The sequence below is a fragment of the Lysinibacillus sp. AR18-8 genome (assembly GCF_001705465.1).
Taxonomy (GTDB): domain Bacteria; phylum Bacillota; class Bacilli; order Bacillales_A; family Planococcaceae; genus Lysinibacillus; species Lysinibacillus capsici.
The window spans coordinates 196,145-218,550 of the sequence record NZ_MDGU01000006.1 but is presented as its reverse complement, the minus strand read 5'-3'; the positions used below and the strand labels follow the sequence as shown (position 1 = coordinate 218,550).

The 22,406-nt window shown below is 38.7% G+C and carries 22 protein-coding genes and 1 riboswitch; of the genes, 14 read left to right on the top strand and 8 right to left on the bottom strand.

Going from position 1 to position 22,406, the window contains the following annotated elements; genetic code table 11:
* Nucleotides 1–178: 178 nt before the first annotated feature.
* The 6 genes from BFM98_RS05740 (at nucleotide 179) to BFM98_RS05715 (ending at nucleotide 7,950) form a co-directional block, all read left to right on the top strand.
* The gene (locus BFM98_RS05740; RefSeq protein ID WP_048392890.1) at nucleotides 179–3,004 is read left to right on the top strand and encodes a 2-oxoglutarate dehydrogenase E1 component; all 2,826 of its coding nucleotides are present in this window, start codon (nucleotides 179–181) and stop codon (nucleotides 3,002–3,004) included.
* Nucleotides 3,005–3,094: 90 nt separating this feature from the next.
* Nucleotides 3,095–4,345 (top strand): 2-oxoglutarate dehydrogenase complex dihydrolipoyllysine-residue succinyltransferase, encoded by a 1,251-nt coding sequence (odhB, locus tag BFM98_RS05735; RefSeq protein ID WP_066036793.1) that lies wholly within the window; start codon nucleotides 3,095–3,097, stop codon nucleotides 4,343–4,345.
* Between the two features lie 340 nt (nucleotides 4,346–4,685).
* A riboswitch (Lysine riboswitch) is annotated at nucleotides 4,686–4,872 on the top strand.
* Between the two features lie 119 nt (nucleotides 4,873–4,991).
* A complete protein-coding gene (locus tag BFM98_RS05730) occupies nucleotides 4,992–5,849 on the top strand; it encodes a transporter substrate-binding domain-containing protein (protein WP_004230114.1) in 858 nt (285 codons plus the stop codon).
* Nucleotides 5,850–6,019: 170 nt separating this feature from the next.
* Nucleotides 6,020–6,745, top strand: coding sequence for an amino acid ABC transporter permease (locus BFM98_RS05725; RefSeq protein ID WP_004230111.1), 726 nt, complete (start codon nucleotides 6,020–6,022; stop codon nucleotides 6,743–6,745).
* A gap of 12 nt (nucleotides 6,746–6,757) precedes the next feature.
* Nucleotides 6,758–7,489, top strand: coding sequence for an amino acid ABC transporter ATP-binding protein (locus BFM98_RS05720; protein ID WP_004230107.1), 732 nt, complete (start codon nucleotides 6,758–6,760; stop codon nucleotides 7,487–7,489).
* 263 nt (nucleotides 7,490–7,752) lie between these two features.
* Nucleotides 7,753–7,950 (top strand): DUF6501 family protein, encoded by a 198-nt coding sequence (locus BFM98_RS05715; protein WP_048392887.1) that lies wholly within the window; start codon nucleotides 7,753–7,755, stop codon nucleotides 7,948–7,950.
* Between the two features lie 48 nt (nucleotides 7,951–7,998).
* On the opposite strand, the gene BFM98_RS05710 is transcribed toward BFM98_RS05715, so the two are convergent.
* Together BFM98_RS05710 and BFM98_RS05705 are read right to left on the bottom strand one after the other, a co-directional pair.
* On the bottom strand, nucleotides 7,999–9,066 hold the full coding sequence (locus BFM98_RS05710; protein WP_009371332.1) for a toxic anion resistance protein: 1,068 nt from the start codon (nucleotides 9,064–9,066) through the stop codon (nucleotides 7,999–8,001).
* Complete coding sequence (locus BFM98_RS05705; RefSeq protein ID WP_004230101.1) at nucleotides 9,063–9,713, bottom strand: 5-bromo-4-chloroindolyl phosphate hydrolysis family protein; 651 nt, start codon at nucleotides 9,711–9,713, stop codon at nucleotides 9,063–9,065. The genes BFM98_RS05710 and BFM98_RS05705 overlap by 4 nt, the downstream gene beginning before the upstream one ends.
* 414 nt (nucleotides 9,714–10,127) lie before the next feature.
* Between BFM98_RS05705 and BFM98_RS05700 the strand changes: the two genes are divergently transcribed.
* On the top strand, nucleotides 10,128–10,340 hold the full coding sequence (locus BFM98_RS05700; protein ID WP_048392884.1) for a hypothetical protein: 213 nt from the start codon (nucleotides 10,128–10,130) through the stop codon (nucleotides 10,338–10,340).
* 318 nt (nucleotides 10,341–10,658) lie between these two features.
* Here BFM98_RS05700 and BFM98_RS05695 read toward each other — a convergent pair whose 3' ends face one another.
* Both BFM98_RS05695 and BFM98_RS05690 read right to left on the bottom strand, forming a co-directional pair.
* Nucleotides 10,659–10,940, bottom strand: coding sequence for an acylphosphatase (locus BFM98_RS05695; RefSeq protein WP_016994023.1), 282 nt, complete (start codon nucleotides 10,938–10,940; stop codon nucleotides 10,659–10,661).
* A gap of 45 nt (nucleotides 10,941–10,985) precedes the next feature.
* Nucleotides 10,986–12,713 (bottom strand): globin-coupled sensor protein, encoded by a 1,728-nt coding sequence (locus tag BFM98_RS05690; RefSeq protein WP_066036792.1) that lies wholly within the window; start codon nucleotides 12,711–12,713, stop codon nucleotides 10,986–10,988.
* Nucleotides 12,714–12,800: 87 nt separating this feature from the next.
* On the opposite strand from BFM98_RS05690, the gene BFM98_RS05685 reads away from it, so the two are divergent.
* The 3 genes from BFM98_RS05685 to BFM98_RS05675 all read left to right on the top strand — a co-directional run bounded on the left by BFM98_RS05685 (nucleotide 12,801) and on the right by BFM98_RS05675 (nucleotide 14,310).
* On the top strand, nucleotides 12,801–13,121 hold the full coding sequence (locus BFM98_RS05685; protein WP_233732723.1) for a DUF1033 family protein: 321 nt from the start codon (nucleotides 12,801–12,803) through the stop codon (nucleotides 13,119–13,121).
* 222 nt (nucleotides 13,122–13,343) lie between these two features.
* Nucleotides 13,344–13,544, top strand: coding sequence for a cold-shock protein (locus BFM98_RS05680; protein WP_004230088.1), 201 nt, complete (start codon nucleotides 13,344–13,346; stop codon nucleotides 13,542–13,544).
* Nucleotides 13,545–13,818: 274 nt separating this feature from the next.
* Nucleotides 13,819–14,310 (top strand): YkvA family protein, encoded by a 492-nt coding sequence (locus BFM98_RS05675; protein ID WP_066036791.1) that lies wholly within the window; start codon nucleotides 13,819–13,821, stop codon nucleotides 14,308–14,310.
* Between the two features lie 61 nt (nucleotides 14,311–14,371).
* On the opposite strand, the gene BFM98_RS05670 is transcribed toward BFM98_RS05675, so the two are convergent.
* Complete coding sequence (locus tag BFM98_RS05670) at nucleotides 14,372–15,187, bottom strand: S1C family serine protease (RefSeq protein WP_066036790.1); 816 nt, start codon at nucleotides 15,185–15,187, stop codon at nucleotides 14,372–14,374.
* Between the two features lie 58 nt (nucleotides 15,188–15,245).
* Nucleotides 15,246–15,884: a hypothetical protein gene (locus tag BFM98_RS05665; RefSeq protein ID WP_048392874.1), complete on the bottom strand. Its 639-nt coding sequence runs from the start codon at nucleotides 15,882–15,884 to the stop codon at nucleotides 15,246–15,248.
* Between the two features lie 169 nt (nucleotides 15,885–16,053).
* Here BFM98_RS05665 and BFM98_RS05660 point away from each other — a divergent pair, with 169 nt between their 5' ends.
* The 4 genes from BFM98_RS05660 (at nucleotide 16,054) to BFM98_RS05645 (ending at nucleotide 19,371) form a co-directional block, all read left to right on the top strand.
* Nucleotides 16,054–16,524, top strand: a complete 471-nt coding sequence (locus tag BFM98_RS05660) for a DinB family protein (RefSeq protein ID WP_066036789.1) — start codon at nucleotides 16,054–16,056, stop codon at nucleotides 16,522–16,524.
* A gap of 80 nt (nucleotides 16,525–16,604) precedes the next feature.
* Nucleotides 16,605–17,162: a TetR/AcrR family transcriptional regulator gene (locus BFM98_RS05655; RefSeq protein ID WP_016993630.1), complete on the top strand. Its 558-nt coding sequence runs from the start codon at nucleotides 16,605–16,607 to the stop codon at nucleotides 17,160–17,162.
* Nucleotides 17,163–17,189: 27 nt separating this feature from the next.
* Entirely contained in the window at nucleotides 17,190–18,425 is a 1,236-nt protein-coding gene (gene fabF, locus BFM98_RS05650) for a beta-ketoacyl-ACP synthase II (protein WP_066036788.1), read from the top strand.
* A gap of 199 nt (nucleotides 18,426–18,624) precedes the next feature.
* Nucleotides 18,625–19,371: an amidohydrolase family protein gene (locus tag BFM98_RS05645; RefSeq protein WP_066036787.1), complete on the top strand. Its 747-nt coding sequence runs from the start codon at nucleotides 18,625–18,627 to the stop codon at nucleotides 19,369–19,371.
* A gap of 57 nt (nucleotides 19,372–19,428) precedes the next feature.
* On the opposite strand, the gene BFM98_RS05640 is transcribed toward BFM98_RS05645, so the two are convergent.
* Nucleotides 19,429–20,148: a metallophosphoesterase family protein gene (locus BFM98_RS05640; protein ID WP_054550117.1), complete on the bottom strand. Its 720-nt coding sequence runs from the start codon at nucleotides 20,146–20,148 to the stop codon at nucleotides 19,429–19,431.
* 129 nt (nucleotides 20,149–20,277) lie between these two features.
* Entirely contained in the window at nucleotides 20,278–21,882 is a 1,605-nt protein-coding gene (locus tag BFM98_RS05635; RefSeq protein ID WP_004230062.1) for an ABC-F family ATP-binding cassette domain-containing protein, read from the bottom strand.
* Nucleotides 21,883–22,406: the final 524 nt, after the last annotated feature.

Sequence of the window (22,406 nt, the reverse complement as noted above, 5' to 3'; positions counted from 1 at the left end):
TTTGCTAAAAAGAGTTGTATTTTTTGTGAAGAGTAGTAAGATTGAGATGGAAAAAACGTTCTTTAAAATATGGAAAAGTAGTGAGAAACATTCTTTTAAAGAACGGCTAAATATTATATAATTAATTGCAATTTAATTAATGGAACTGCCGAAAGGCAAAATTTGGAGGTCATTTTTCATGTCGAACAACGTTACAACTGTAAGTTCTCCATGGTCAGCTTTCTCTGGTCCTAACCTAGGATATGTGATGGAGCAATACGACTTATTCTTACAGTCTCCTGAAGAAGTAGAACCGGAGTTAGTTTCTTTATTCCAACAATTTGGTGCACCAGTAGTAGTAGAAGGTGAAGTAGCTGTAGCTAGTCATACAGCAGCGGCTCCTGCTGGCGATTACAAAAAAGTGTTAGCCGCTGTAAAACTAGCAGATGCAATTCGTTCACGCGGTCATTTAGCAGCAGATATCTATCCTCTGAAAAACCGTGAACTACAAACAGCTCAAATTGAAGAAAGCGCGTTCAACTTAAGCGCTGCAGATTTAGCTGAAATTCCTGCAGCAATCTTCTTCAAAGATGTGCCAGCAAACGTGAAAAATGGTAAGGATGCAATCGACTATTTAAAAGCTATTTATACAGATAAAGTAGCATTTGAATATGGTCACGTAGTAGCTACTGAAGAACGTGATTGGATTCAAGCGCAAATCGAATCAGGCTCATTCAAACAAGCATTATCTGCGGATGAGAAGAAAGCCTTATTAGATCGTTTAACTCGCGTTGAAAATTTCGAGAAATTTATTCATAAAACTTTTGTAGGACAAAAGCGTTTCTCTGGTGAGGGCTTAGATACGCAAATCGTTCTATTTGATGAAATTATTAAAACGGCAGAAGCAAAAAATGTGGAAAACGTACGTATTGGTATGGCACACCGTGGTCGCTTAAACGTTTTAACACACATTTTAAATAAACCTTATGACATGATGTTCTCTGATTTTGCACATGTTTCCAATGATTTATTTATGCCAGAGCATGGCCGCCTTGAAATTACAAAAGGTTGGACAGGTGATGTGAAATACCACATGGGTGCTTCTTACAACCGTGAATCCGGTATGAATGTGAAATTGGCTTACAACCCATCTCACTTAGAAGTGGGCAATCCAGTAGTACTTGGTGCTACTCGTGCAACACAAGATGATACATCTAAACCAGGGCAACCTATTTTTGACCGTACAAAGGGCTTAGGCATTCTTGTACACGGTGATGCTGCATTCCCAGGTCAAGGGATTGTAACAGAAGTGTTAAACTTCGCTAAAACAGAAGGCTTTACAACAGGTGGAACAATCCATATTATCGCAAACAATATGATTGGATTCACAACAGAACATTATGATTCTCGTTCTTCTGTGTATTCTTCTGACCCTGCAAAAGGCTATGAAGTACCAGTAATCCATGTCAACGCAGATAGCCCAGAGGCAGTAGTGCAAGTTGGACGTTTTGCGGCAAACTACCGTCAAACATTTGGCAAAGACATTATTGTGGACTTAGTAGGTTACCGTCGCCATGGTCATAATGAAACAGATGACCCAACAGTGACAAACCCAGAAACATACAAATTAGTGTCTAAACATGAAACAGTGCGTGCATTATATGGTGCACAATTAGTGGCAGAAGGTCTTGTAACTGCTGATGATGTAGCTGCACTAGATACAGCTATCTATGCAGAAATGCAAGCAGCCTATGACCACGTCAAAGAAATGGCAGAAAAAGATGATCATCATCATTTAGAAATGCCAGAAGAATTAAAAGTAGAGTTCCCACAAATTGATACAGCAGTAGGTGCGGAACGTTTAGAAAAAATCAATGAAGAGCTTTTAGTGTTTGAAGAAAACTTTGAACCACAGAAAAAGCTTGGTAAAATCTTAGAAAAACGCCGTGATGCTTATGCGTCTGCAAAAGTGGACTGGGGTCATGCTGAAACTCTAGCGTATGCAACGATTATTCAAGATGGCACACCAGTACGCTTTACAGGTCAAGATGCACAACGTGGTACATTCTCTCAACGTCACTTAGTACTGCATGATAAAAACAATGGCAATGTCTTCACACCACTACACCATATTTCTGGTGCGAACGCATCCTTTACAGTACACAACTCTCCACTGACTGAAGCTGGGGTGGTAGGCTTTGAGTATGGTTACAACCTAGAAAATAGCCATGTACTAACAGTATGGGAAGCGCAATTCGGTGACTTTGCGAATATGGCACAAGTGATGTTTGATAACTTTATTTCAGGGGCACGCTCAAAATGGGGTCAAAAATCTGGTTTAGTTATCCTTTTACCTCATGGTTATGAAGGTCAAGGTCCAGAGCACTCTTCAAGTCGTATGGAACGCTATTTACAAATGTCAGCTGAAAATAACTGGTTTGTAGCGAACTGTTCAAATGCAGGAAACTACTACCACTTATTACGCCGTCAAGCAGCATTATTAGGTACAGAAGGGGTACGTCCACTTGTAGTCGTATCACCAAAATCATTATTACGTCACCCATTAGCTGCGGCGAATGCTGAGCAATTAGCAAATGGTTCATTCCAAGAAGTGATTGAACAACCAGGCTTAGGGGCTAAACCAGAAGCTGTAGAGCGTATCGTTTTAGGTACAGGTAAAGTGATGATCGACTTAGCAGAGCGCGTGAAAGACGGCGAAGGCTTCGATCACCTACACATTATTCGTGTAGAACAACTTTACCCATTCCCAAAAGAGCAAGTAGCTGGTATCATTGCTAAGTATCCTAATGCAAAAGAGATTGTTTGGGTACAAGAAGAACCTAAAAACCAAGGCTCATGGAATTATGCATTAGAAACATTATATGAACTTTCAGAAGGTAAAAAACTTCGCTATGTAGGCCGTCCTGCAATGAGCTCAACTTCTGAAGGGGATGCAGATTCTCATAAAGCAGCACAAGCAGCTCTTATTGAAGAAGCGGTTGCTGAGCCAGTAAAGGTTAAATAACATATATCAATTTTTGAAACCGGGCTACTTGCCCTTAAGCAGTAGCCCTTCTATGTGCGTCATGCACGTTAATCAAAGGAGGAAATGAAAGTGGCTGAAATTAAAGTCCCTGAATTAGCAGAATCGATTACAGAAGGTAGTATCGCACAGTGGGTAAAAAAAGTGGGCGATCGCGTTGAAAAAGGTGAATTCATCGTTGAACTTGAAACAGATAAAGTAAACGCTGAGATCATTTCTGAAGAAGCAGGTGTATTAACACAAATTTTAGCTGAAGAAGGCGATACTGTACTAGTTGGTCAAGTTATCGCAGTAGTAGAAGCAGGCGAAGGCGCAGCAGCAGCTCCAGCAGCGGCAGCACCAACTGAGGCAGCACCTGCACCAGCAGCGCCACAAGCAGCACCTGCACCAGTTGCAGCAGCTCCAGTAGTAGAAGAAACTTCTGGTGAGCGTGTAGTTGCATCTCCAGCAGCACGTCGTCTTGCACGTGAAAAAGGTATTGACCTTGCAGCGGTATCTCCAGTAGATCCACAAGGACGTGTACGTGTACAAGATGTAGCAGCTCATGGTACAGCACCAGCAGCAGCACCTACATCCGTAGCAACTTCAGGAGGCCCAGTAGTATTCACACCAGCAGCTAATTCTGACCGTGTAACAATTGAAAAAATGAGCCGTCGTCGCCAAACAATTGCAAAACGTTTATTAGAAGTTAAACAATCAACAGCAATGTTAACAACATTCAACGAAATTGACATGACAAACATCATGGCACTTCGTAAACGTAAACAAGAAGAGTTTGTAAAAGCAAACGACATCAAACTTGGTTTCATGTCATTCTTCACTAAAGCTGTTGTTGCAGCACTGAAAAAATACCCATACGTAAATGCTCAAATCTCTGGCGATGAAATTCATTTAAATAACTTCTTTGATATCGGTATTGCTGTATCGACTGAAGAAGGTTTAGTCGTACCAGTTGTACGCGATGCAAATAGCAAAAACTTTGCAGAAATCGAAAAAGATATTGCTAACTTAGCGACAAAAGCTCGTGATAAAAAATTAGGCTTAAATGACATGGCTGGTGGATCATTCACAATCACAAATGGTGGTGTATTCGGTTCATTAATGTCAACACCAATTATGAACGGTACGCAAGCTGGTATTTTAGGTATGCACTCAATTGTAAACCGTCCAGTTGCAGTAAATGGTGAAGTTCAAATCCGTCCAATGATGTATGTAGCACTTTCATACGATCACCGTATCATCGATGGTAAAGATTCTGTAGGATTCTTAAAAACAGTTAAAGAATTAATCGAAAATCCTGAAGATTTATTATTAAATTCATAATTCCATTAAACCCTGCGAACAATGTTCAGCAGGGTTTTTTGTATGACGAAAGGTATTGACCGATTCTATGCTTGAAAGAGTACGAATGTTACATCGTTTAGAGGAGCAAAGAAAGAAAAAAACGCAACTTTTCTCACATATAGAACATACTCTATAATAAATATTTGTTGTAATTTTCAGAAATATCAACAAAAGTTCAACGATTTAAAGTGGAAGCAGAACGCACAATATCCTAATATTGTCATTAGTCAGAAAAATGTTAAAATCGTCTTGACGAACATATTAGTTTTATAGTAGTATCTAAATATCAATTAAATAAACAAACCTCACGAATTGTTACCAGTGAGGTAGAGGCGCGGTATTTATTAGTTCATTGTTGAGTAAAAGCAAGCGAAGACGCAATGAAGAAGGAAATATCGCCGAAGTATAAAAGGAGCTCGTACTTTTATACTGGGTCTGCAGTGAATAAGTGCAGGACTGTCCTAGTAAATGGATTTCCAGATTTACTAGGTTGTGCTATCTCGGAAACATGGAAATTATAGTGAGGATTTGGGCAACTGTCATAAAAGGTAAGACCTAAGTTCAATAAACTTAGGTCTTTTTTAGTACAGTTGTCTTATTTTTTTACAGAAAAGGGGAGTTTTTCATGAAAAGAAAATGGTTGTTAGTAATGATCTCTATCATGACGGCAATTGTGCTAGCTGCATGTGGCACAAGTGACAAAAAAGAGGGCGGTTCAAGTGATGCTGGAACTGACAAAGAAGAAGGTGGCGGTGAATTCCGAATTGGAATGGAGGCTGGCTACCCACCGTTCAACTGGACACAGCAAGACGATGCAAATGGCGCAGTGAAAATTGCGGATAATGCAGAGTATGCAGGTGGCTATGATGTACAAATGGCAAAGAAAATCGCTGAAGGTCTAGGCAAAGAGTTAGTCATTGTTAAAATGGAGTGGGACGGTTTAGTTCCAGCGCTACAATCAAACAAAATTGATGCAATTATTGCAGGTATGTCACCAACAGAAGAACGCAAGAAAACAATTGATTTTACAGAAAACTATTATACTTCTGATTTTGTTATGGTTATTAAAAAAGGTAGCAAATATGAAGGCGCAAAATCGATTCAAGACTTCTCAGGTGCTAAAATTACATCACAATTAAATACATCAAACTACACAGTTATCGATCAAATTAAAGGCGTAGAAAAGCAAACAGCAATGGAGAGCTTCCCAGCAATGCGTGTGGCGTTAGAAGCAGGTAAAATTGATGGCTATGTAGCTGAACGTCCAGAGGGCATTTCCGCTTCTGCTGCCAACGATAAATTCACATATGTAGCATTTGAAGAAGGCTTTGATACAGACCTATCAAATACTTCAATTGCTGTAGGCTTACGTAAAGATGACGCAAATCGTGAAAAAATCAATGAAATCCTAAAAGGCATTTCAGAAGATGATCGTCAAGCGATTATGGAAGAAGCTATTTCTCAACAACCCGCAGCACAATAATGACATGGCACGGACTAGCAATTAGTCCGTGCATGATCATTTCATCATTATCAAAATGAGAACCTCTCTACATAATGATAATGTCCTAGCGTGACAAATCATAGAATAGTAGAAAGAGCTAGGACACAAAAGAAATAAGCGAGCAAGATGACATTGTTAGGAGGAACATCATGAGTCTTGAATGGATACTTTCAATTATTGAAAACAACTGGCAAATGTTTTTACGAGGTGCGTATTATACGTTACTGATTTCGAGTATTAGTACAATTATTGGTGCATTTATCGGATTTTTCATCGGAATTATGCATACGATTCCAGTTCGTAAAAAAGGTGTGAAATTTTATAGCTTAAAGCTCATTAATTTTATACTAACATGCTATGTTGAATTTTTCCGTGGTACACCAATGATTGTACAAGCTATGGTTGTCTACTACGGATTAGATATCGCATTCGGTATCGATATGCACTTTATTACAGCAGGTATTTTAGTCGTTTCCCTCAATACTGGGGCATATATGGCAGAAATTGTTCGTGGCGGTATTGTATCCATTGATAATGGTCAATACGAGGCAGCATCAGCAATTGGCATGAATCACTTCCAAATTATGCTTCATGTTGTCTTACCACAAGTAGCGCGTAATGTTTTACCAGCGACAGGTAACCAATTAATCATGAATATTAAAGATACAGCCGTATTAAATGTCATTGGAGTAACGGAATTATTCTTCCAAACAAAATCAATTTCGGGTAACAACTTCCGTTATTTCGAATCATTCTTCGTTGCATGTGTTCTTTATTTCATCATGACATTTACCGCATCTCGCATCCTTCTGTATGTTGAAAAACGTCTAGATGGTCCTGATGCCTATCAAAAAGAACAAAAAGAAGCCGTATAGGGGGACGCACAAATGGCAGTCATTAAAATCGAGCATTTAAGTAAATCATTTGGACGTAACCAAGTGTTAAAAGATGTGAATTTCCAAGTGGAAAAAGGGGAGGTAGTTTGTTTAATTGGCTCCTCTGGCTCTGGTAAATCCACATTGCTTCGTTGCATAAATTTATTAGAAACGCCAAGTGGCGGTCAAATTATTTATAAAGGGGAAGACATCCTAGATGAAAAGCACAATATTCAAGAATATCGCACACATTTAGGCATGGTGTTCCAGCAGTTCAATTTATTTAACAACCACAATGTCATAAGTAATTGCACGGTGGGCCAAATCAAAGTGTTAAAACGTTCGAAAAAAGAAGCAGAAGAAACGGCGCTTAAATACTTGAAAATCGTTGGCATGGATCAATATGTGAATGCCAAGCCCCGTCAACTCTCAGGCGGACAAAAGCAGCGTGTGGCCATCGCTCGTGCCTTATCAATGAATCCTGATGTAATGCTATTCGATGAGCCAACATCCGCATTAGACCCAGAAATGGTGGGTGAGGTATTAAAGGTAATGCGTCAGCTAGCAAACGAGGGTAATACGATGCTCATCGTGACACATGAGATGGAATTTGCCAAAGAAGTAGCAGATCGTGTTGTCTTTATGGATAAAGGTGTAATTGTGGAAGAAGGCCCTCCAGCACAAGTATTAGTCAATCCACAACATGAACGTACGAAGGAATTTTTAAAGCGTACATTAAAATAAGCACAAAAAAGTGAGTCCAACCTGTTGGACTCACTTATTTTCTAGAATTCCATTCTGCATAAAGTACAAAGCAGATTGCGAATGCTACAGCAATGATAAAAAACCATTGCGGTACACCACCAAAACTCATCATAACACCTCAAATATTCATTTTTTTTGGATAGAATAGGTATAGTATTTCTTTTTTCTCCACAAAAGACCAAAAATATTATAAAATAAGCAATAGACATTAGCTTTTGCTAGTAAAGAGAGGTAGAGAGAATATGTTACATTTAAAATGGAAAGATGCGCCAACATTACGAACGGTTACTTGCAAACATACAAATGCATCGAAATACTTAGTATCAAACGTATTGACAGTAGGAAAAGAGTATGAAGTGAAAAATGAAACAGAAGAGTTCGTTTTTATCATCGACAACACAGGTAATGTCGGTGGCTACTATAAAGATTATTTTGAATAAAAACAAACAGGGTGGTTCAGAACATTTGCTGAGCCACCCATTTTTTTGTTAATCTCGCTGATAGCTGCTAGCACCCGCCACATCCTGTAGCTGTTGTTTCTCTTGTTCAGTTGCGGTATGCAGGGCAAAGACATCTTTAATTGCTGTTTGCAGCTCTTGCTGTGTTTCTTTAAACTTCGAAACTTGCTGTTCAAACGTGGGACTTGAGAAGCGATCATGAGCCCTTGATAATCGCTCCTCTAAACGTGCATAATGATGATCCATATGCATCGATAGCATCATCGCCAGTTGGTTTTTCCAGAGCGGAATCAAGGTAACGATAGAAAACTCAATTTTTTCAGCTAATGTTTGATTGGCCTGCTGAATCATACGAATTTGAGGAGCTGTTTGCAGAGCGACTTGCTGTGATACTTGTAAATCATAAATACGTTGATCGAGTCTTTCGATTTGAGCAGCAAAGTCATTTAATTGCTGGATCGCAAGTGGCTGTTTGGTAGCTTGGACACTCGTTATTTGTGCAGGTAGCTCTACCTCAATGGCTTGCTGCTTTTTCATTTGTCCTGCGGCAATCGCCGTTGCCAATTCCTCAAAAAATCCTCGATTATGGGCATAAAGCGCCTCTAAGTTTTCAACATCTTTTATCAGCTGAAGCTGTGCACGTTCTAGCTGAACGCCAATGCGTTCCACCTGTATACTAATACGTTCAAATTCTGTGAGTGTTTGCTTCACATTAGGCTCGGTTTTGCCAAAGATTTTTTTGAAAAAGGTTTGCTTTTTTGGTTCCAAAGCAGTTGGATCTACTCGATCTAACGTCTGCATTAAAGAATCCAGCATTTGACCAATTTTAGTGACATCCTTTTGCTTTACTTGAGCAAGCATGCGGTCGGCAAATTGAGACAGAGCTCGCTGTGAATCTTGCCCAAGGGACAGCAATGATTCAAAATCAGTCAAATCGATTTGACTGGCATACAGTAATGCACGACTTTGTGCAAGAGGCGATAGCGTTTCATAAGTCGCCATCGCCTCGTTTTGCGGAGTTGTTTCTAAATAGGATTGGACTAGTGGAGAAAGCCCTGGTATGGTATTTAGTTGAAATGCGTGTTCGTTTGCTGTCATTTATCATCGCCTCGCCAGTCCAATTGTTCTCTACGTCTAAGATTGGAACGATTTGCGAATTCAATCTCCATTTGCAGATGATCGATATCATTTGCAAGTGCATCCTTTAAATCAATTTGAATTGTGTCATTCAAATCAGTTAGGGTTTCACGTGTTTTGGATAAAGTTAATTGAATTTCCTTATCCTTCACTGGCTGCTTGGAAAGCATTGTATATTTATCCGTTAATTCTACAGCAGAAGGTAAGTGTGCATAGAAAAATGGTTCCACATTATAAAATTTACGTGGGTCTGTCTTGACGATTTTGACGATATTTTTAGAGATACGCGTCATTTCAAGTAGTTGTTTAAACGCTGAAACAGAACGTACACGTAAATAGTTTTGACTCAATGTTTGAATATGCTTATTAGCTGTTAATACTTGTGTTTCAATGTGTTTGAATTCTTCTTTTGTGATGCCTGCTATTTGCATGACTTTCTTTTTTTGTCTATGTTTCAGCAACGCTGTACTCGTCGCATAGGAACCCGCAAACAGTAAACCACCAAGGAAGAATCCAGGATTTGCCGCAATTGCTGCAATAGAAACAGTTGTGAGCGAAATAAGAAAGCTGGCACTATGTCTAGAGAAAAACTGTCCGACACTAAGCATTGTTTCATCCTCCTTGCTTTTCAATATGTCTATCTTCTTATACGAAATAATCGACATAAAGTTTCATTGAAAATTAATCCCTTACATAAATTTTACTGCTATTTGTGAACTTTCTCAATGATAATACATAGAATAAGTGAGTTGTTTCGATGAATAAGTCGGTTTTGTTATCCTTAGGAGCCATTCTGACATGGGAATGACGATTTTTTGCATCTCGGTCCCTGAATAGAGGAGCGTAATTTGATTCAAGAGCGGCTTCTGCCTCAAAGCGAGCGGTTAAGTGAGATCCATGAGCGGCTCCAACTCGAAAAGGAGCGGTTTATTCTCTAAGAAGAGCATCTTCATCCAAAATGAATGAGTCTTGTATGAAATTTTTCCAAATGAATTCGTAACTGATACAAAGGGGGATATAGGATGACGAAAATTTTTCTGGTGTCTATTACAAAAAATATGGATGAACCAGTAAGTGAACAGAAAGTGAAAGAAAAAGTCTTTGAGAAAAAATCAAAATTAAAAGCCTATTTAAACAAAGAAGGCTATATGAAGGAATCTAAAAATCAATATGTGAAAATCACTGATGAATCGATATTAGTTGCTGCCATTCAAAAAATAAAAATCAAAAAATGATGATAGGTCATGTTCTTAAGAGCATGACTTTTTTGCTTTCAATAACTAGGAGAGGAGGCATCATTCAAAGAACCCATAGCCCAGTGTCAGCTCTCTTGAAAAACGGCTTCCAATTTGAATCTTTTTCGTCTTTTTCGTTTGGCACCCAATCTAATATACAAATTGCACATATCTGGTAAGTATTTAGTAGTTTTTCATGCATTATATCCGCAACAAGGACAAGTAAATTGTATTACTTCCTATGTGACAACAAAACGCCGTGTTAGTTTAAAATTTGTTGAACCCCTCTCTAAAACAACACTACAAAAAAGCCAGACATTAAACAATGTCTGACTCCATACGTATATAGCCTTTTAAATCATCGTATAATTCTAAAGAAAATGAATTGGAATCGGCTTGGGGACTAACGCCTTTTTGGACAAAAAGGAGAAATTCATTGAGTGCCTTTTCTGAGCCCTCCACTTCCACTTCAATTTGCTCTGCGTCATTCAATCGACAGTATCCTTTTAACCCTAATTCAATAGCTTTTTGCTTGATGAAGAATCGGTAGCCTGTGCCATAGACATCACCAAAAAATTTTATACTTGCTCGTTTGTTCAAGGGAATACCTCCTACTTAATAGAGGAGAGGGGCGAACCTCTCCTTTTATTGCATGACACGTTCTTTTTCTAAATAGGCAATTAAGTTATTAATGTGATAAAGTACATGCTTAGATGCCTCATCGACTTCTTTTAGATGAATATCAGCTTGTTCGATATGACCCGCTTTATGGGCTTCAGCCGCAAGCTTCGCTGATTCATGGACGCGTAAATGATAGCCATCTAATTCATGATAGTCCTGTAAATGACCGAAACGTTCGACTGTACGAGGCGCAGTGTACCATTTGCCAAGTCGACAGTCTCTATGAGAAGAAACATCGCTTGGATCAACGTTTTCTAGGCCAAGGAACATGTTATAAATGCGCCATTTCCATAAAATATGATCCGCCTTCGATAATTGTAGTAGGGCAATAGATGAAAGCTGTACATTATTGTTAGCAATAAGATCATTACGGAAACGGTTAATTTCTTTCCCTAATAAATGAATATCGCTGGATGTATTATGACTATAATCACGAATATCTTCCTGCAAGCTTGAAATTTCGATCATTCTTGCTGAAACTTCATCAATCGCGGCTGCTTGTTCCTGGGAAATGGCAGCCGTATTTGTCACATCTAAATTAATACCCTCAATCGCTTGAACAATGGCATTTAATAATGGTAACGAATCTTTTGCTTCAACGGTTGCTTCTTTAATAATAGCTGTCGTATCGGTAATCGAGTTAGAAACATCATTCGAATAACTCTTTAAATGATGAACATTTGCGGATACTTCACTTAGCGCAGCTACCGTGTTTTCAGCAAGCTTTCGTACTTCCTGTGCAACGACCGCAAAGCCTTTCCCATGTTCACCTGCACGCGCTGCTTCAATGGAGGCATTAAGTGCGAGTAGATTCGTTTGATCGGCGATTTGATTGATTAATGTGACAACCTGTTCAATATCATTTACCCTTTTTTGTAATTCTGAAAATGAGTCAACAATGGATGTAAAGGTCTCCTCTGTTTTAAAAATCTCCGATAGGGCATGCTCAATAGCGTTTTTACCTTTTGTAGCATGGTCAACAGATTCAGTTGTTTTCTCTGATATATGAGAAGACATGCGTGCAACCTCATTGATAGAAGCTGCAATCTGTTCTGTTGCAGCAGTAGAGGATTGAATCTCTTCATTTTGTTTATCTAGGCTAAAAACTAAATCTTTCATGTACATAATTTTGGCATTGACATCCATTAAAGAAGATACTTCTCCTACCACATTTTCAATAATGCGTTCAGTTAACACTTCCACTAATAATTCTTGATCGACATTGACAGCGGATTGGAAGGATTTCATATATTGAAATGCTTTATTTGGCTTGATACCAAAATTGTATAAAATATATGTAGTAATATAGAAGGCAAATTGGTTGAAGACAACAATTAATTTACCAGGCTCGTATTGATGCTTGCGGAATAGATTGAAAAATTTGACAGTTTCATCTACATAATGATCATCACGAGTTGCTAAGAAAAACTGTGTTAAGTATTGATTAATATTTTCTTCACTAATGATTAATTGAGAGGTAGGGGATATCTCGCTTAAATAATGATGAAAAATGGCATTCATGGAAGGGGTAATGTCTTTGAGCTTTTGATAGAGTGCCTTTAAGTGCTCCTCATCTTGTGAAGTGAAATGATTGAATGCCAGTGTTTGGTAAAATCGGCCTGTTGCATGTAAATCTGTACCACGTTTGAGTAGTTCTTCTAGCTCTGCTTTAGGTCGAATACTTGAAAACATAAAAATACCTCCAAAAAGTATGTATAATAAGGTAATAATAGCATAATTCAGGTGGTTTTAATAGACATTTCAGTTGTGTTTGCTAAAATGAAACTATCTTATGACAGCAAGGAATGGGCAAATATGTATACAATTATTTACATGAAAGCGGACTATGAGCCTTGGTGGAAATTTGAAGGCTGGGAAGCTTATATTCAAACTGAAGATACATTTGACACGAAGGAGCTCTTTGAACGTGCATTACAGCAAAAATTAGCGCATTTTCGTTCCTCTTACGATAATGAGGCAACGAAAGAGGAGCAGTATTGGGCTTTTTGGTCTGAGGATGAGAGCTTTTACTGTGAGGCTTGCGATGATGATGCACAAGTATATCATGGAATAATTGCGTGTAAAATAGAAGAGAAGTAAAAAAATTTTGAAAAAAAGTAAAAAAGATTTTTTCTTTATTTGACAAAATTATGGATGGCAGTTATACTTAACTTAACAATTTAATTGCTTCACCGGAAACATGAATTCACATATTACAAAAAGTGATCGCGTTAGTTCGGTACTCTTTGTAATATGTGAATTTTTTTCAATCGCTGAAGAAATTACATATTGTTCACTTTTATTTTTTGGAGGTTTTCTTAAATGAAACAAGGTACAGTAAAATGGTTTAACTCAGAAAAAGGTTTTGGATTCATCGAAGTTGAAGGTGAAAACGACGTATTCGTACACTTCTCAGCTATCCAAGGCGAAGGTTTCAAAACTCTTGACGAAGGTCAAAAAGTGGAATTCGAAGTTGTAGATGGCAACCGCGGACCACAAGCTGCTAACGTAACTAAACTTTAATTCTCAGTAATTAAAATTACTTTCGTTAAACCCAAGACATCCTATGCAAATAGGATGTCTTTTTTGTATCATTTGCAAGTTTAAGGATTACAAATCCTATTTTAGGTTAAATATATAGTAGTGGCGGATAGCCATGCAAAAGTAAAGGATAGCGCTATAAAAGCAGCGGATAGCCATGTGAAACTGGAGGATAGCTGCACAAAAGTAGCGGATAACCCCATAAAATGGAGGGTAGCCCCGCCAAAATAGCGCATCGCTGTAAAGAAGGAGGCAGATGAATGTGAATAATGAAGAAAAATTGCCTGAAGAACAGGAGCAACAGGATTTTTATCAGAAACTACGTACAAAATTAGTAGCTTTCCTTGGGTCGAAAAAGGGAAAAAGTAACAAGTTTACTCCGTATTTAATGTTTGTGCCTGATTTATTTCATTTGTTAATTAAAACAGTAACCGATGCGGGTGTAGATAAAAAGAGTCGTGCATTAATTGGGGCATCCATTGCGTATTTTGTATTACCGATGGATTTAATGCCAGAAGGACTGCTAGGCTTTGGTGGCTATTTAGATGATGTTGTACTAGCAACTTTTGTGGTAAATACCATTATTAATAAGTTAGGTCCAGATGTAGTGGAAAAGCATTGGACAGGGGATGACAAGCTTTTACATGTGCTACAAAAGGTTGCAGAAGTGAGTGATGAGGTTGTCAGTAAAATTCCTGTAAAATCGCCAATTGCTCAGTTCGTCAAGCAAGAAAGTAAAGATAAATAATAATATTATGTAAACCTAAGACACCCTATAAAAATGAACCTGCTTACTACAGGTTCATTTTTTATTGCTCTTCTAATAAATTTCGGAGTAGTTGTACAGGTACAAATAGGCCAACATTTCCAATGGGCTCATATTTCATCGTGGCAAAGATAACCCCAATGACCTCACCATGTTGATCGATTACAGGGCTACCACTATTGCCCCGATAAACAGGGGCTTTTAGCATCCTAACTGGCTCCTGCCAATCTTCTAATTGAATGGCTTCTAGCAATGTTCCTTCATTAGCGATGCCGGTGAAAGCAAGTGGATTTCCAATAAAATAGACATGTTCATTAACAGTGTAAGGTGGATCTTCTGCAAGAGGTAGATAGGGAAGTTGCTCAGCTTGCACCTGTACAAAGGCTAAATCTACGGCTGGATAGCTCTCGATTAATGTTGCTTCCATCAGTCCCTCATCAGGAAAGACAACTGATAATGTTGTGGCATGTTCGACAACATGGGCGTTGGTGACAATCAGACCATCTGGTGAGATGGCAAAACCAGTGCCTTTACTGGAGCCTGTTGAAATTTCAACGACTGCCTTTTTATAGGTTTGTATATCTTCTTGTGCAGAGAGCCGCGTTGAAACCTTGATAAATTCAAGCGCAGGTATGGAGTAGATTTGAAAAATGAGGGCAAATGTATTGAAAAACAGCACTAGTGCCATACCCCACACGATCCAGCGTACAAGAGGCTTTTGTTTTTTTGGCTTTTTTCCATAAATGCGTTCTTCTCGCGCCTGTGCTAATGCTTTTTGCTGTTCCTCGAGTACAAGTTCAATAAATTCTTCTTCCGTTAATTCATCTTGCTTTGGTGTTGCATTATGTATATCACTCATTGATTGGCCTCCTTTGCTAAAAAACAGACGCCCAAGCAGGACGCCTGTTTTCTTTCAATTATTCTATTTTTTGCAAGGTTGATGTCACAACAAATGGCTCATCTTGCTCTGTTTCCATCGTATCCTCTTTGCGAATTAGACCAATGTCCTTTGCAAAATATTTGGTTGTGGTCATTTGATCTTCAGAGCGACTTAGCTGGATGACATCTTGATAGACCGTTGTACCAGTATCAACAGTAGCGGTCGTTGATTCAATGGTCCAACCTTGAAAGCTTGTCCCGACTTGTAAAGGCTTTTGAAGTACGGTTTCCAGTACAGGATAAGATGCTGCCTCAGCTGCACTTGGCATGCTTGGATTACTGTCAACAGGTTCTCGATAGACAAGATCAATACTTGTATCCGTTATGCGGTAGATTTTTAATAGTGTCACACCACCATTATCCTCTATTTGTACGATATGCTGTGTATCGAGGTAGGTAGTTTTTAGTGTGAAGCTAGCAAATTCATTTCCTTCCCCTTGAAAAGAAGCAACAGATCCATCAGGTGGAAAATAGGAGAGAAGTGACGTTTGATCTTGTTCCACTGCTTGCTTGTCTTCCACAGATGGTGTTGGAGCTGGCACAGGCTCTTCCTGAACTTCTTCACGACAGCCAGCCAGTAAAAATACTACAGAAAGTACTAGAACAGGGTATCTCATGGGCACACTCCTTCGCTATTTTCTTTCATTATACGTGAACGAGGAGTGTTATACGAATAATATGAGATTATATAAATAATATTATTATGTAAACTATTAAATGAAAACTTGTAACAGCATGGAAAATTATCTATGATAGAAATGAAGTGAAAAAATGGGGGGCAAAGACATGTATAGACATGTAGATGATTTCTTACAAGAATGGTCAAATGCATCAAACGGGACACTACAGGTATTACAGGCTTTAACAGATGACAAGCTTCAGCAAAGCATTGTAGAGGGTCACAGTACACTTGGTTGGTTAGGCTGGCATTTAGTTGGAGCAGCAGGATATTTTAGCTATCTAGCAGGGTTAAAAGTACCAATGATTTGTCAAGAAGATCCTGTGCCAACGACTGCGGCTGAGATCGTGACAGCCTATGAAAGCGTAGCAAATGGTATTAAAGAGGAAGTGGCTAAGCTTTCGAATGAAGAGTTACTAGAGGTAGTAACAGGCTTTAAAGCGCCGATGCCAAAAGGGGCTTTATTACGTGTATTAATTGACCATCAAACACATCATCGTGGACAAATGACGGTCCTACTACGTCAAGCAGGTTTACCAGTACCTGGCGTGATGGGACCAACAAAGGAAATGCAATAATTACGCGAGCAGCAGATAAATCGTTTATCTGCTGCATTTTTTAGATTGACACTTACCTACTAGTAAGTTAGTATAAAGCCATGACAAATAGAAAAATGCAAATTATAGAATTAACATTGAAGAATATTCAGGAAAAAGGATTCACATCATTTAGTTATGAGCATTTAGCAAAGGAGCTTGGCGTCACGAAAGCTAGTATTCACTATCATTTCGAGAAGAAGGGAGACTTAGGGATTGCTGTTTGCGAAAGAATTCAACAAGGATTAGAGAGAACTTTTACATTGATGAAGGAGTCCACTTTGCCAGCTGAGGAAAAGCCATTTGCCTTTATTATGCAGCGAATAAAATTTCTAGAGCAAGACGGCATTTGCCCTATATCAGCTTTACAGGCGGATTATCAAGAATTACCGCAACCAATGCAAGAAAAGCTTCAGCAGCTTAGTCAAATGGAAATCGATGTCTTTGTTGAGCTATTGAAAGATGCTAAACAACAGGGCGCACTCCAAGCTACTAATGATTTGGAGGCTCTAGCTGTATTACTTATTTCAAGTACGAAAGGGGCATTACAATATAAACGTGTTGTAGGAGAAGCGTTCTTTCAAAAGATGCTGGAGCAATTAAAGGAACTGTTAAAGTAAGACATGAAACGAGAAGGAGCGATGTGCATGGTACGAAGAGTCGTTGTTACTGGATATGGTGTTGTTTCCCCGTTAGGTAATTCGGTATCAGCCTTATGGGAGAATATTAAGGCAGGAGAATCAGGGATTCAAAAAATTCAAGGGGAGGCATTTAGCGGCATTAATACGCAAATTGCTGGGACGAGTACGGATTTCGATGCAACGCTGTATATGGATAAAAAAGAAATCAGTAAATATGATCTATTTGTGCAATATGCTGTTGCCGCTGCCCAGCAAGCTCTGACACAAGCCAATTTAAATATGGAACAGGTAGATAAGGAGCGTTTAGGCGTTTACATTGGCTCTGGCATTGGGGGCATTGAAACGATTTTAGAAAATCATCAAGCGATGCTCAATCAAGGGCCTAGGAAGGTGTCACCATTTATGGTGCCGATGATGATTAGCAATATGGCTGCAGGAATACTAGCAATCAAAACGGGTTTTAAAGGACCAAGCTTTTCACCTGTTTCTGCCTGTGCGACAGGAAACCAGGCGATTGGAGAAGCTTTCTTAGCGATTCGACATGGCTATGCGGATGGCATTTTAGCAGGCGGAGCGGAGGCACCGATCAATCCACTTAGCTTTGCAGGATTCTCCCGCATGAAAGCCATGTCCACTAGGAATGAAGAGCCAACAAAGGCCAGTCGACCATTCGATAGCGAGCGGGATGGCTTTGTCATGTCTGAAGGAGCTGGCATCGTATTCCTAGAGGAGTATGAACACGCCAAACAAAGAGGTGCTACGATTCTGGGTGAGATTGTTGGCTATGGTGTGACAACAGATGCTTATCATATTACAGCTCCTGATTTTACGGGTGCTGCCAATGCCATGAAGCTGGCATTAAAAATGGGTGCTATCGATGGGTCAGCTATCGATTATATCAACGCACATGGCACAAGTACTCCAGAGGGAGATAAATCTGAAACAAAGGCTATAAAACACGTTTTTGGTGACCATGCCTATCAACTAAAGGTTAGCTCCACAAAATCGATGACAGGACATCTCTTTGGCGCGGCCGGTGGAATTGAAGCCATTATTACATTGAAAAGTATAATGGATGGCATTATTCCACCAACCATCAATTATGAAACACCAGATCCCGAATGTGATTTAAACTATGTTCCTAATGAGGCGCTTCATCAAGACGTTAACTTTGCGCTATCGAATGGGTTTGGCTTTGGTGGTCATAATGCTGTGCTAGCATTTAAAAAATTTGAGGAATAAGGCATTAGCTTAGCTAAAAAGAATGGTATGAATTTAATTGTTCATACCATTTTTTACGTTTGTTTTATCAACTTGAAAAGAGAACAGGGAACTTAAGCTATTGCAATTCAATAAGTTTTCCTTATGAGAAATAGCTAGAAATTCGTATTATAACTTATAGTTAGAGTATGGTAAATTCAAAGGTAAAGGGGGATAAATGATGCGAATCTTTGATGCACACTTTCATATCATTGACTTTAATTTTCCGATTATCGAAAATCAAGGTTATACGCCACCAAGCTATGTAGTAGAGGATTATCAAAAGGACACAGTGAGTCTCCAGATAGCGGGAGGCGCCATTGTATCAGGATCTTTTCAAGGATTTGACCAAGCCTATCTTTTAAAAGCATTGAAACAACTTGGTCCCACGTTTTGTGGGGTAACGCAATTACCTAATACGGTCACGGATGATGAAATTATACATTTACATAACAATGGGGTACGGGCATTACGCTTTCATAGTAGACGAGGTGGTTCAGAGGATTTATCACAGTTAGAAACCTTTGCACGACGGGTTTATGATTTGGTGGGCTGGCATAGTGAATTATATATCGATGCGAAGGAAATACCGGAGATAGCCTCGACAATTGAAGCATTACCAGCCATCTCCATCGATCATTTAGGGTTGTCGGAAGAAGGGCTGCCACATTTATTAAAGCTTGTTGATAAGGGAGTACGTGTCAAGGCGACTGGCTTTGGTCGTGTGGAGCTGGATGTGAAGCATGCTTTACAAGCGATTTATAATGCTAATCCAGATGCCCTCATGTTTGGAACAGATTGCCCGTCTACAAGAGCTAAACGACCTTTTAATTATGGGGATGTGGAATTGATTCAACAGCTATTTGATCAACAGGCTGCTGATAAAATCCTCTACAAGAATGCGCTGCAATGGTATTTTCAGCGTTGAATATAAAAAAGAATCCATGTTGGCATGAAAATGGATTCTTTTTTAATTATGACGGTACTAAGCATTTCGATAGTTGGCAAACATTATTTCATTATAATACTGATCTAAGTGAGGCATACCCAGCTCTTTTGCGATCATTAGCTCAGCCTCTCGGTCATATGCTACTCTAATAAATTGGATGGCATTGTTTGACTGTGTTCCATCTAGAATGGCATAGGAAGCAGAAGTTAGGTCAAGTGAATTACCAACACTCCCTACATTACAAAGAATTCCTTGTTTATATGTATGTAAAAAAGTTGTATGGATATCGCCATAGAACACAATATCAGGAAGTTTCTTGTAATGGCTTGAATTGGTTACTGCAGTATTCTCAAACATAGATAAACGCTTTTCAAGTGGATGATTTGGTAGGATACGTTCAAATTCACTTCTTGGAGACGCATGGAAAAATCTTATGAGCTGTTCATTTAATTCAAGATCAATATGGAAGGGTAATGACCCGAGATATTGATAGTCTTTTGCTGTTAATCGATCTTTAAACCATTGGAGAAAATCATTGTCAGTAGGGGATTGAATAAATACGTCCCAATTGCCTCGTACGACTTGTTCACAATTCTGTTGGATAAGTTCTATACAGGCAGAACCTTGAGGGCCCTTGCCGATTAAATCACCTAAACAAAAAATTCTGTCAATCTTTCTTAAGCGAATGTCTTTTAATACGGCCTCTAATGCCGTTTTATTCCCATGAATATCTGATATAATTGCAATTTTCTTCACGAAGATTACCCCCTCATTAATGCTATACTATATAGTTCAATAAAAATCCTTTTAATCCTTTAAAAACCATATAAACACAAAAGACAAAAAAATCCTCTACCCACTATGGGTAGAGGATTTTTGTAAAGCTTAGCTTAAGCCTTGGCTATCTTTCCACTCTAGGAATTCATCATATGTTAACTGCTTATCTAAAATAGAGCCGTCTTCACGGATTTCGATGACACGGTTAGCAATTGTTTGGATGAACTGATGGTCATGTGATGTGAAAATCATTGCGCCTTTGAAACGAATTAAGCCTTCGTTCAATGCTTGAATAGATTCAAGGTCAAGGTGGTTCGTAGGTTCATCTAATAAAATAACATTTGCTGTCGCAAGCATCATTTTCGATAGCATACAACGTACCTTTTCGCCCCCAGAAAGAACAGCAGGGGATTTCTTCACTTCTTCACCAGAGAACAGCATACGTCCTAGGAAACCACGAAGGAAGCTTTCTGTTTCATCGTCTGGAGAATATTGACGTAACCATTCTACTAATGTTTTTTCAGAACCTTCGAAGTACTTGTCATGATCGTTTTCGAAGTAGCTTTGAGATGTCGTTACACCCCATTTAAATGTGCCAGCATCCGCTTCTTTTTCTTCCATTAAAATATCAAGAAGTGCTGTTTTCGCCATTGGGCTACCAAGTAAAACAATTTTATCTTCTTTGTTCATCGAGAAGCGCATGTCCTTGAATAGCGTTTCGCCTTCATGACTTGCTGTTAGACCGTCTACTGTTAGGACATCGTTCCCAATTTCACGCCCGATTTGGAAGTTGATGAATGGATATTTACGGCTTGATGGCTTAATATCATCAAGCTCAATTTTATCAAGCATTTTTTTACGAGATGTTGCTTGCTTCGATTTAGAAGCATTGGCAGAGAAACGTGCGATAAACGCTTGTAATTCTTTAATTTTCTCTTCTTTTTTCGCATTTTGGTCTTGTGCCATTTTTTGCGCTAATTGAGAAGATTCATACCAGAAATCATAGTTCCCTACATATAATTGGATTTTAGAGAAGTCCAAATCCGCAATATGTGTACATACTTTATTTAAGAAGTGACGGTCATGGGATACAACAATAACTGTATTCTCAAAGTTAATCAGGAACTCTTCCAGCCACTGAATTGCCTTTAAGTCAAGGTGGTTGGTAGGCTCATCGAGTAATAGTACATCAGGCTGACCAAACAGTGCCTGTGCCAGTAATACTTTAACTTTGTCAGAACCTTCAAGATCGCCCATTAGCATGTAATGAAGATCATCGGAGATACCTAAACCGTTTAATAGTGTAGCCGCTTCTGAATCAGCTTCCCAACCGTTTAGCTCTGCAAATTCACCTTCTAACTCTGCAGCACGCATGCCATCCTCATCTGAGAAATCTTCCTTTGCATAGATAGCGTCTTTTTCTGTTTTCACGTCATATAGGCGTTTATTCCCCATAATAACTGTGTCGAGCACTGTATGCTCATCATATTCGAAGTGGTTTTGTTTCAGGACAGATAAACGTTCGTCCTTACCCATCGATACATTTCCTTCCTGCGCTTCGATTTCACCAGAAAGGATTTTTAAAAATGTTGATTTACCAGCACCATTTGCCCCAATTAAACCGTAGCAATTGCCTGGTGTGAATTTTATATTTACGTCTTCAAATAGTTTACGATCGCCATAGCGAAGACCTACATTACTAACTTGAATCATGCAAGTTCCTCCTTTTTTCACAATGGCTCTAGTATAGCATGAAATATGTTCCATAGTCTATAAACATTATTAAATCAAGGTTTGGCGTTCTTTCCACATTTTTTGTTAAACATAAACTGAATAAAGATACAATAAAAAATTTAAATTTGGTGTAACTTTCTTTGAGAGTGAGGCGTCTATATTGTAGTGTGATTAACTATTTTTGAAAAAGAATAGAAAAATGACATCATTTACCACGGGGATTTTAGTTGCTTATTCACAAAGGTTTCGTCTAAAATGATTCTGACTGTTTATATATCAAGTAAATCATCACTGGTGCCCACAAGCCCATCCCCGTTTTGAATGCCAGCTATTCGTGGCTCTTTCATTTATACTAGATAGATGTTGCTAAAGTTAGACGAAAAACATCACAATCCTCATAAATGATTTCATTCATTTATCTTGATGATAATTTCATATAAGAATGCTGTAAGCTAAAGAATTATTCGTTTGTGGTAATGATATGCTATGCCTGCGTTCAACTA

Coding starts and splice junctions, on each gene's coding strand:
- BFM98_RS05740 (WP_048392890.1), top strand. CDS start 179: ATGTCGAACAACGTTACAACTGTAAGTTCTCCATGGTCAGCTTTCTCT.
- BFM98_RS05730 (WP_004230114.1), top strand. CDS start 4,992: ATGAAAAGAAAATGGTTGTTAGTAATGATCTCTATCATGACGGCAATT.
- BFM98_RS05725 (WP_004230111.1), top strand. CDS start 6,020: ATGAGTCTTGAATGGATACTTTCAATTATTGAAAACAACTGGCAAATG.
- BFM98_RS05720 (WP_004230107.1), top strand. CDS start 6,758: ATGGCAGTCATTAAAATCGAGCATTTAAGTAAATCATTTGGACGTAAC.
- BFM98_RS05715 (WP_048392887.1), top strand. CDS start 7,753: ATGTTACATTTAAAATGGAAAGATGCGCCAACATTACGAACGGTTACT.
- BFM98_RS05710 (WP_009371332.1), bottom strand. CDS start 9,066: ATGACAGCAAACGAACACGCATTTCAACTAAATACCATACCAGGGCTT.
- BFM98_RS05705 (WP_004230101.1), bottom strand. CDS start 9,713: ATGCTTAGTGTCGGACAGTTTTTCTCTAGACATAGTGCCAGCTTTCTT.
- BFM98_RS05700 (WP_048392884.1), top strand. CDS start 10,128: ATGACGAAAATTTTTCTGGTGTCTATTACAAAAAATATGGATGAACCA.
- BFM98_RS05690 (WP_066036792.1), bottom strand. CDS start 12,713: ATGTTTTCAAGTATTCGACCTAAAGCAGAGCTAGAAGAACTACTCAAA.
- BFM98_RS05685 (WP_233732723.1), top strand. CDS start 12,801: ATGAAACTATCTTATGACAGCAAGGAATGGGCAAATATGTATACAATT.
- BFM98_RS05680 (WP_004230088.1), top strand. CDS start 13,344: ATGAAACAAGGTACAGTAAAATGGTTTAACTCAGAAAAAGGTTTTGGA.
- BFM98_RS05675 (WP_066036791.1), top strand. CDS start 13,819: ATGAATGTGAATAATGAAGAAAAATTGCCTGAAGAACAGGAGCAACAG.
- BFM98_RS05670 (WP_066036790.1), bottom strand. CDS start 15,187: ATGAGTGATATACATAATGCAACACCAAAGCAAGATGAATTAACGGAA.
- BFM98_RS05665 (WP_048392874.1), bottom strand. CDS start 15,884: ATGAGATACCCTGTTCTAGTACTTTCTGTAGTATTTTTACTGGCTGGC.
- BFM98_RS05660 (WP_066036789.1), top strand. CDS start 16,054: ATGTATAGACATGTAGATGATTTCTTACAAGAATGGTCAAATGCATCA.
- BFM98_RS05655 (WP_016993630.1), top strand. CDS start 16,605: ATGACAAATAGAAAAATGCAAATTATAGAATTAACATTGAAGAATATT.
- fabF (WP_066036788.1), top strand. CDS start 17,190: ATGGTACGAAGAGTCGTTGTTACTGGATATGGTGTTGTTTCCCCGTTA.
- BFM98_RS05645 (WP_066036787.1), top strand. CDS start 18,625: ATGCGAATCTTTGATGCACACTTTCATATCATTGACTTTAATTTTCCG.
- BFM98_RS05635 (WP_004230062.1), bottom strand. CDS start 21,882: ATGATTCAAGTTAGTAATGTAGGTCTTCGCTATGGCGATCGTAAACTA.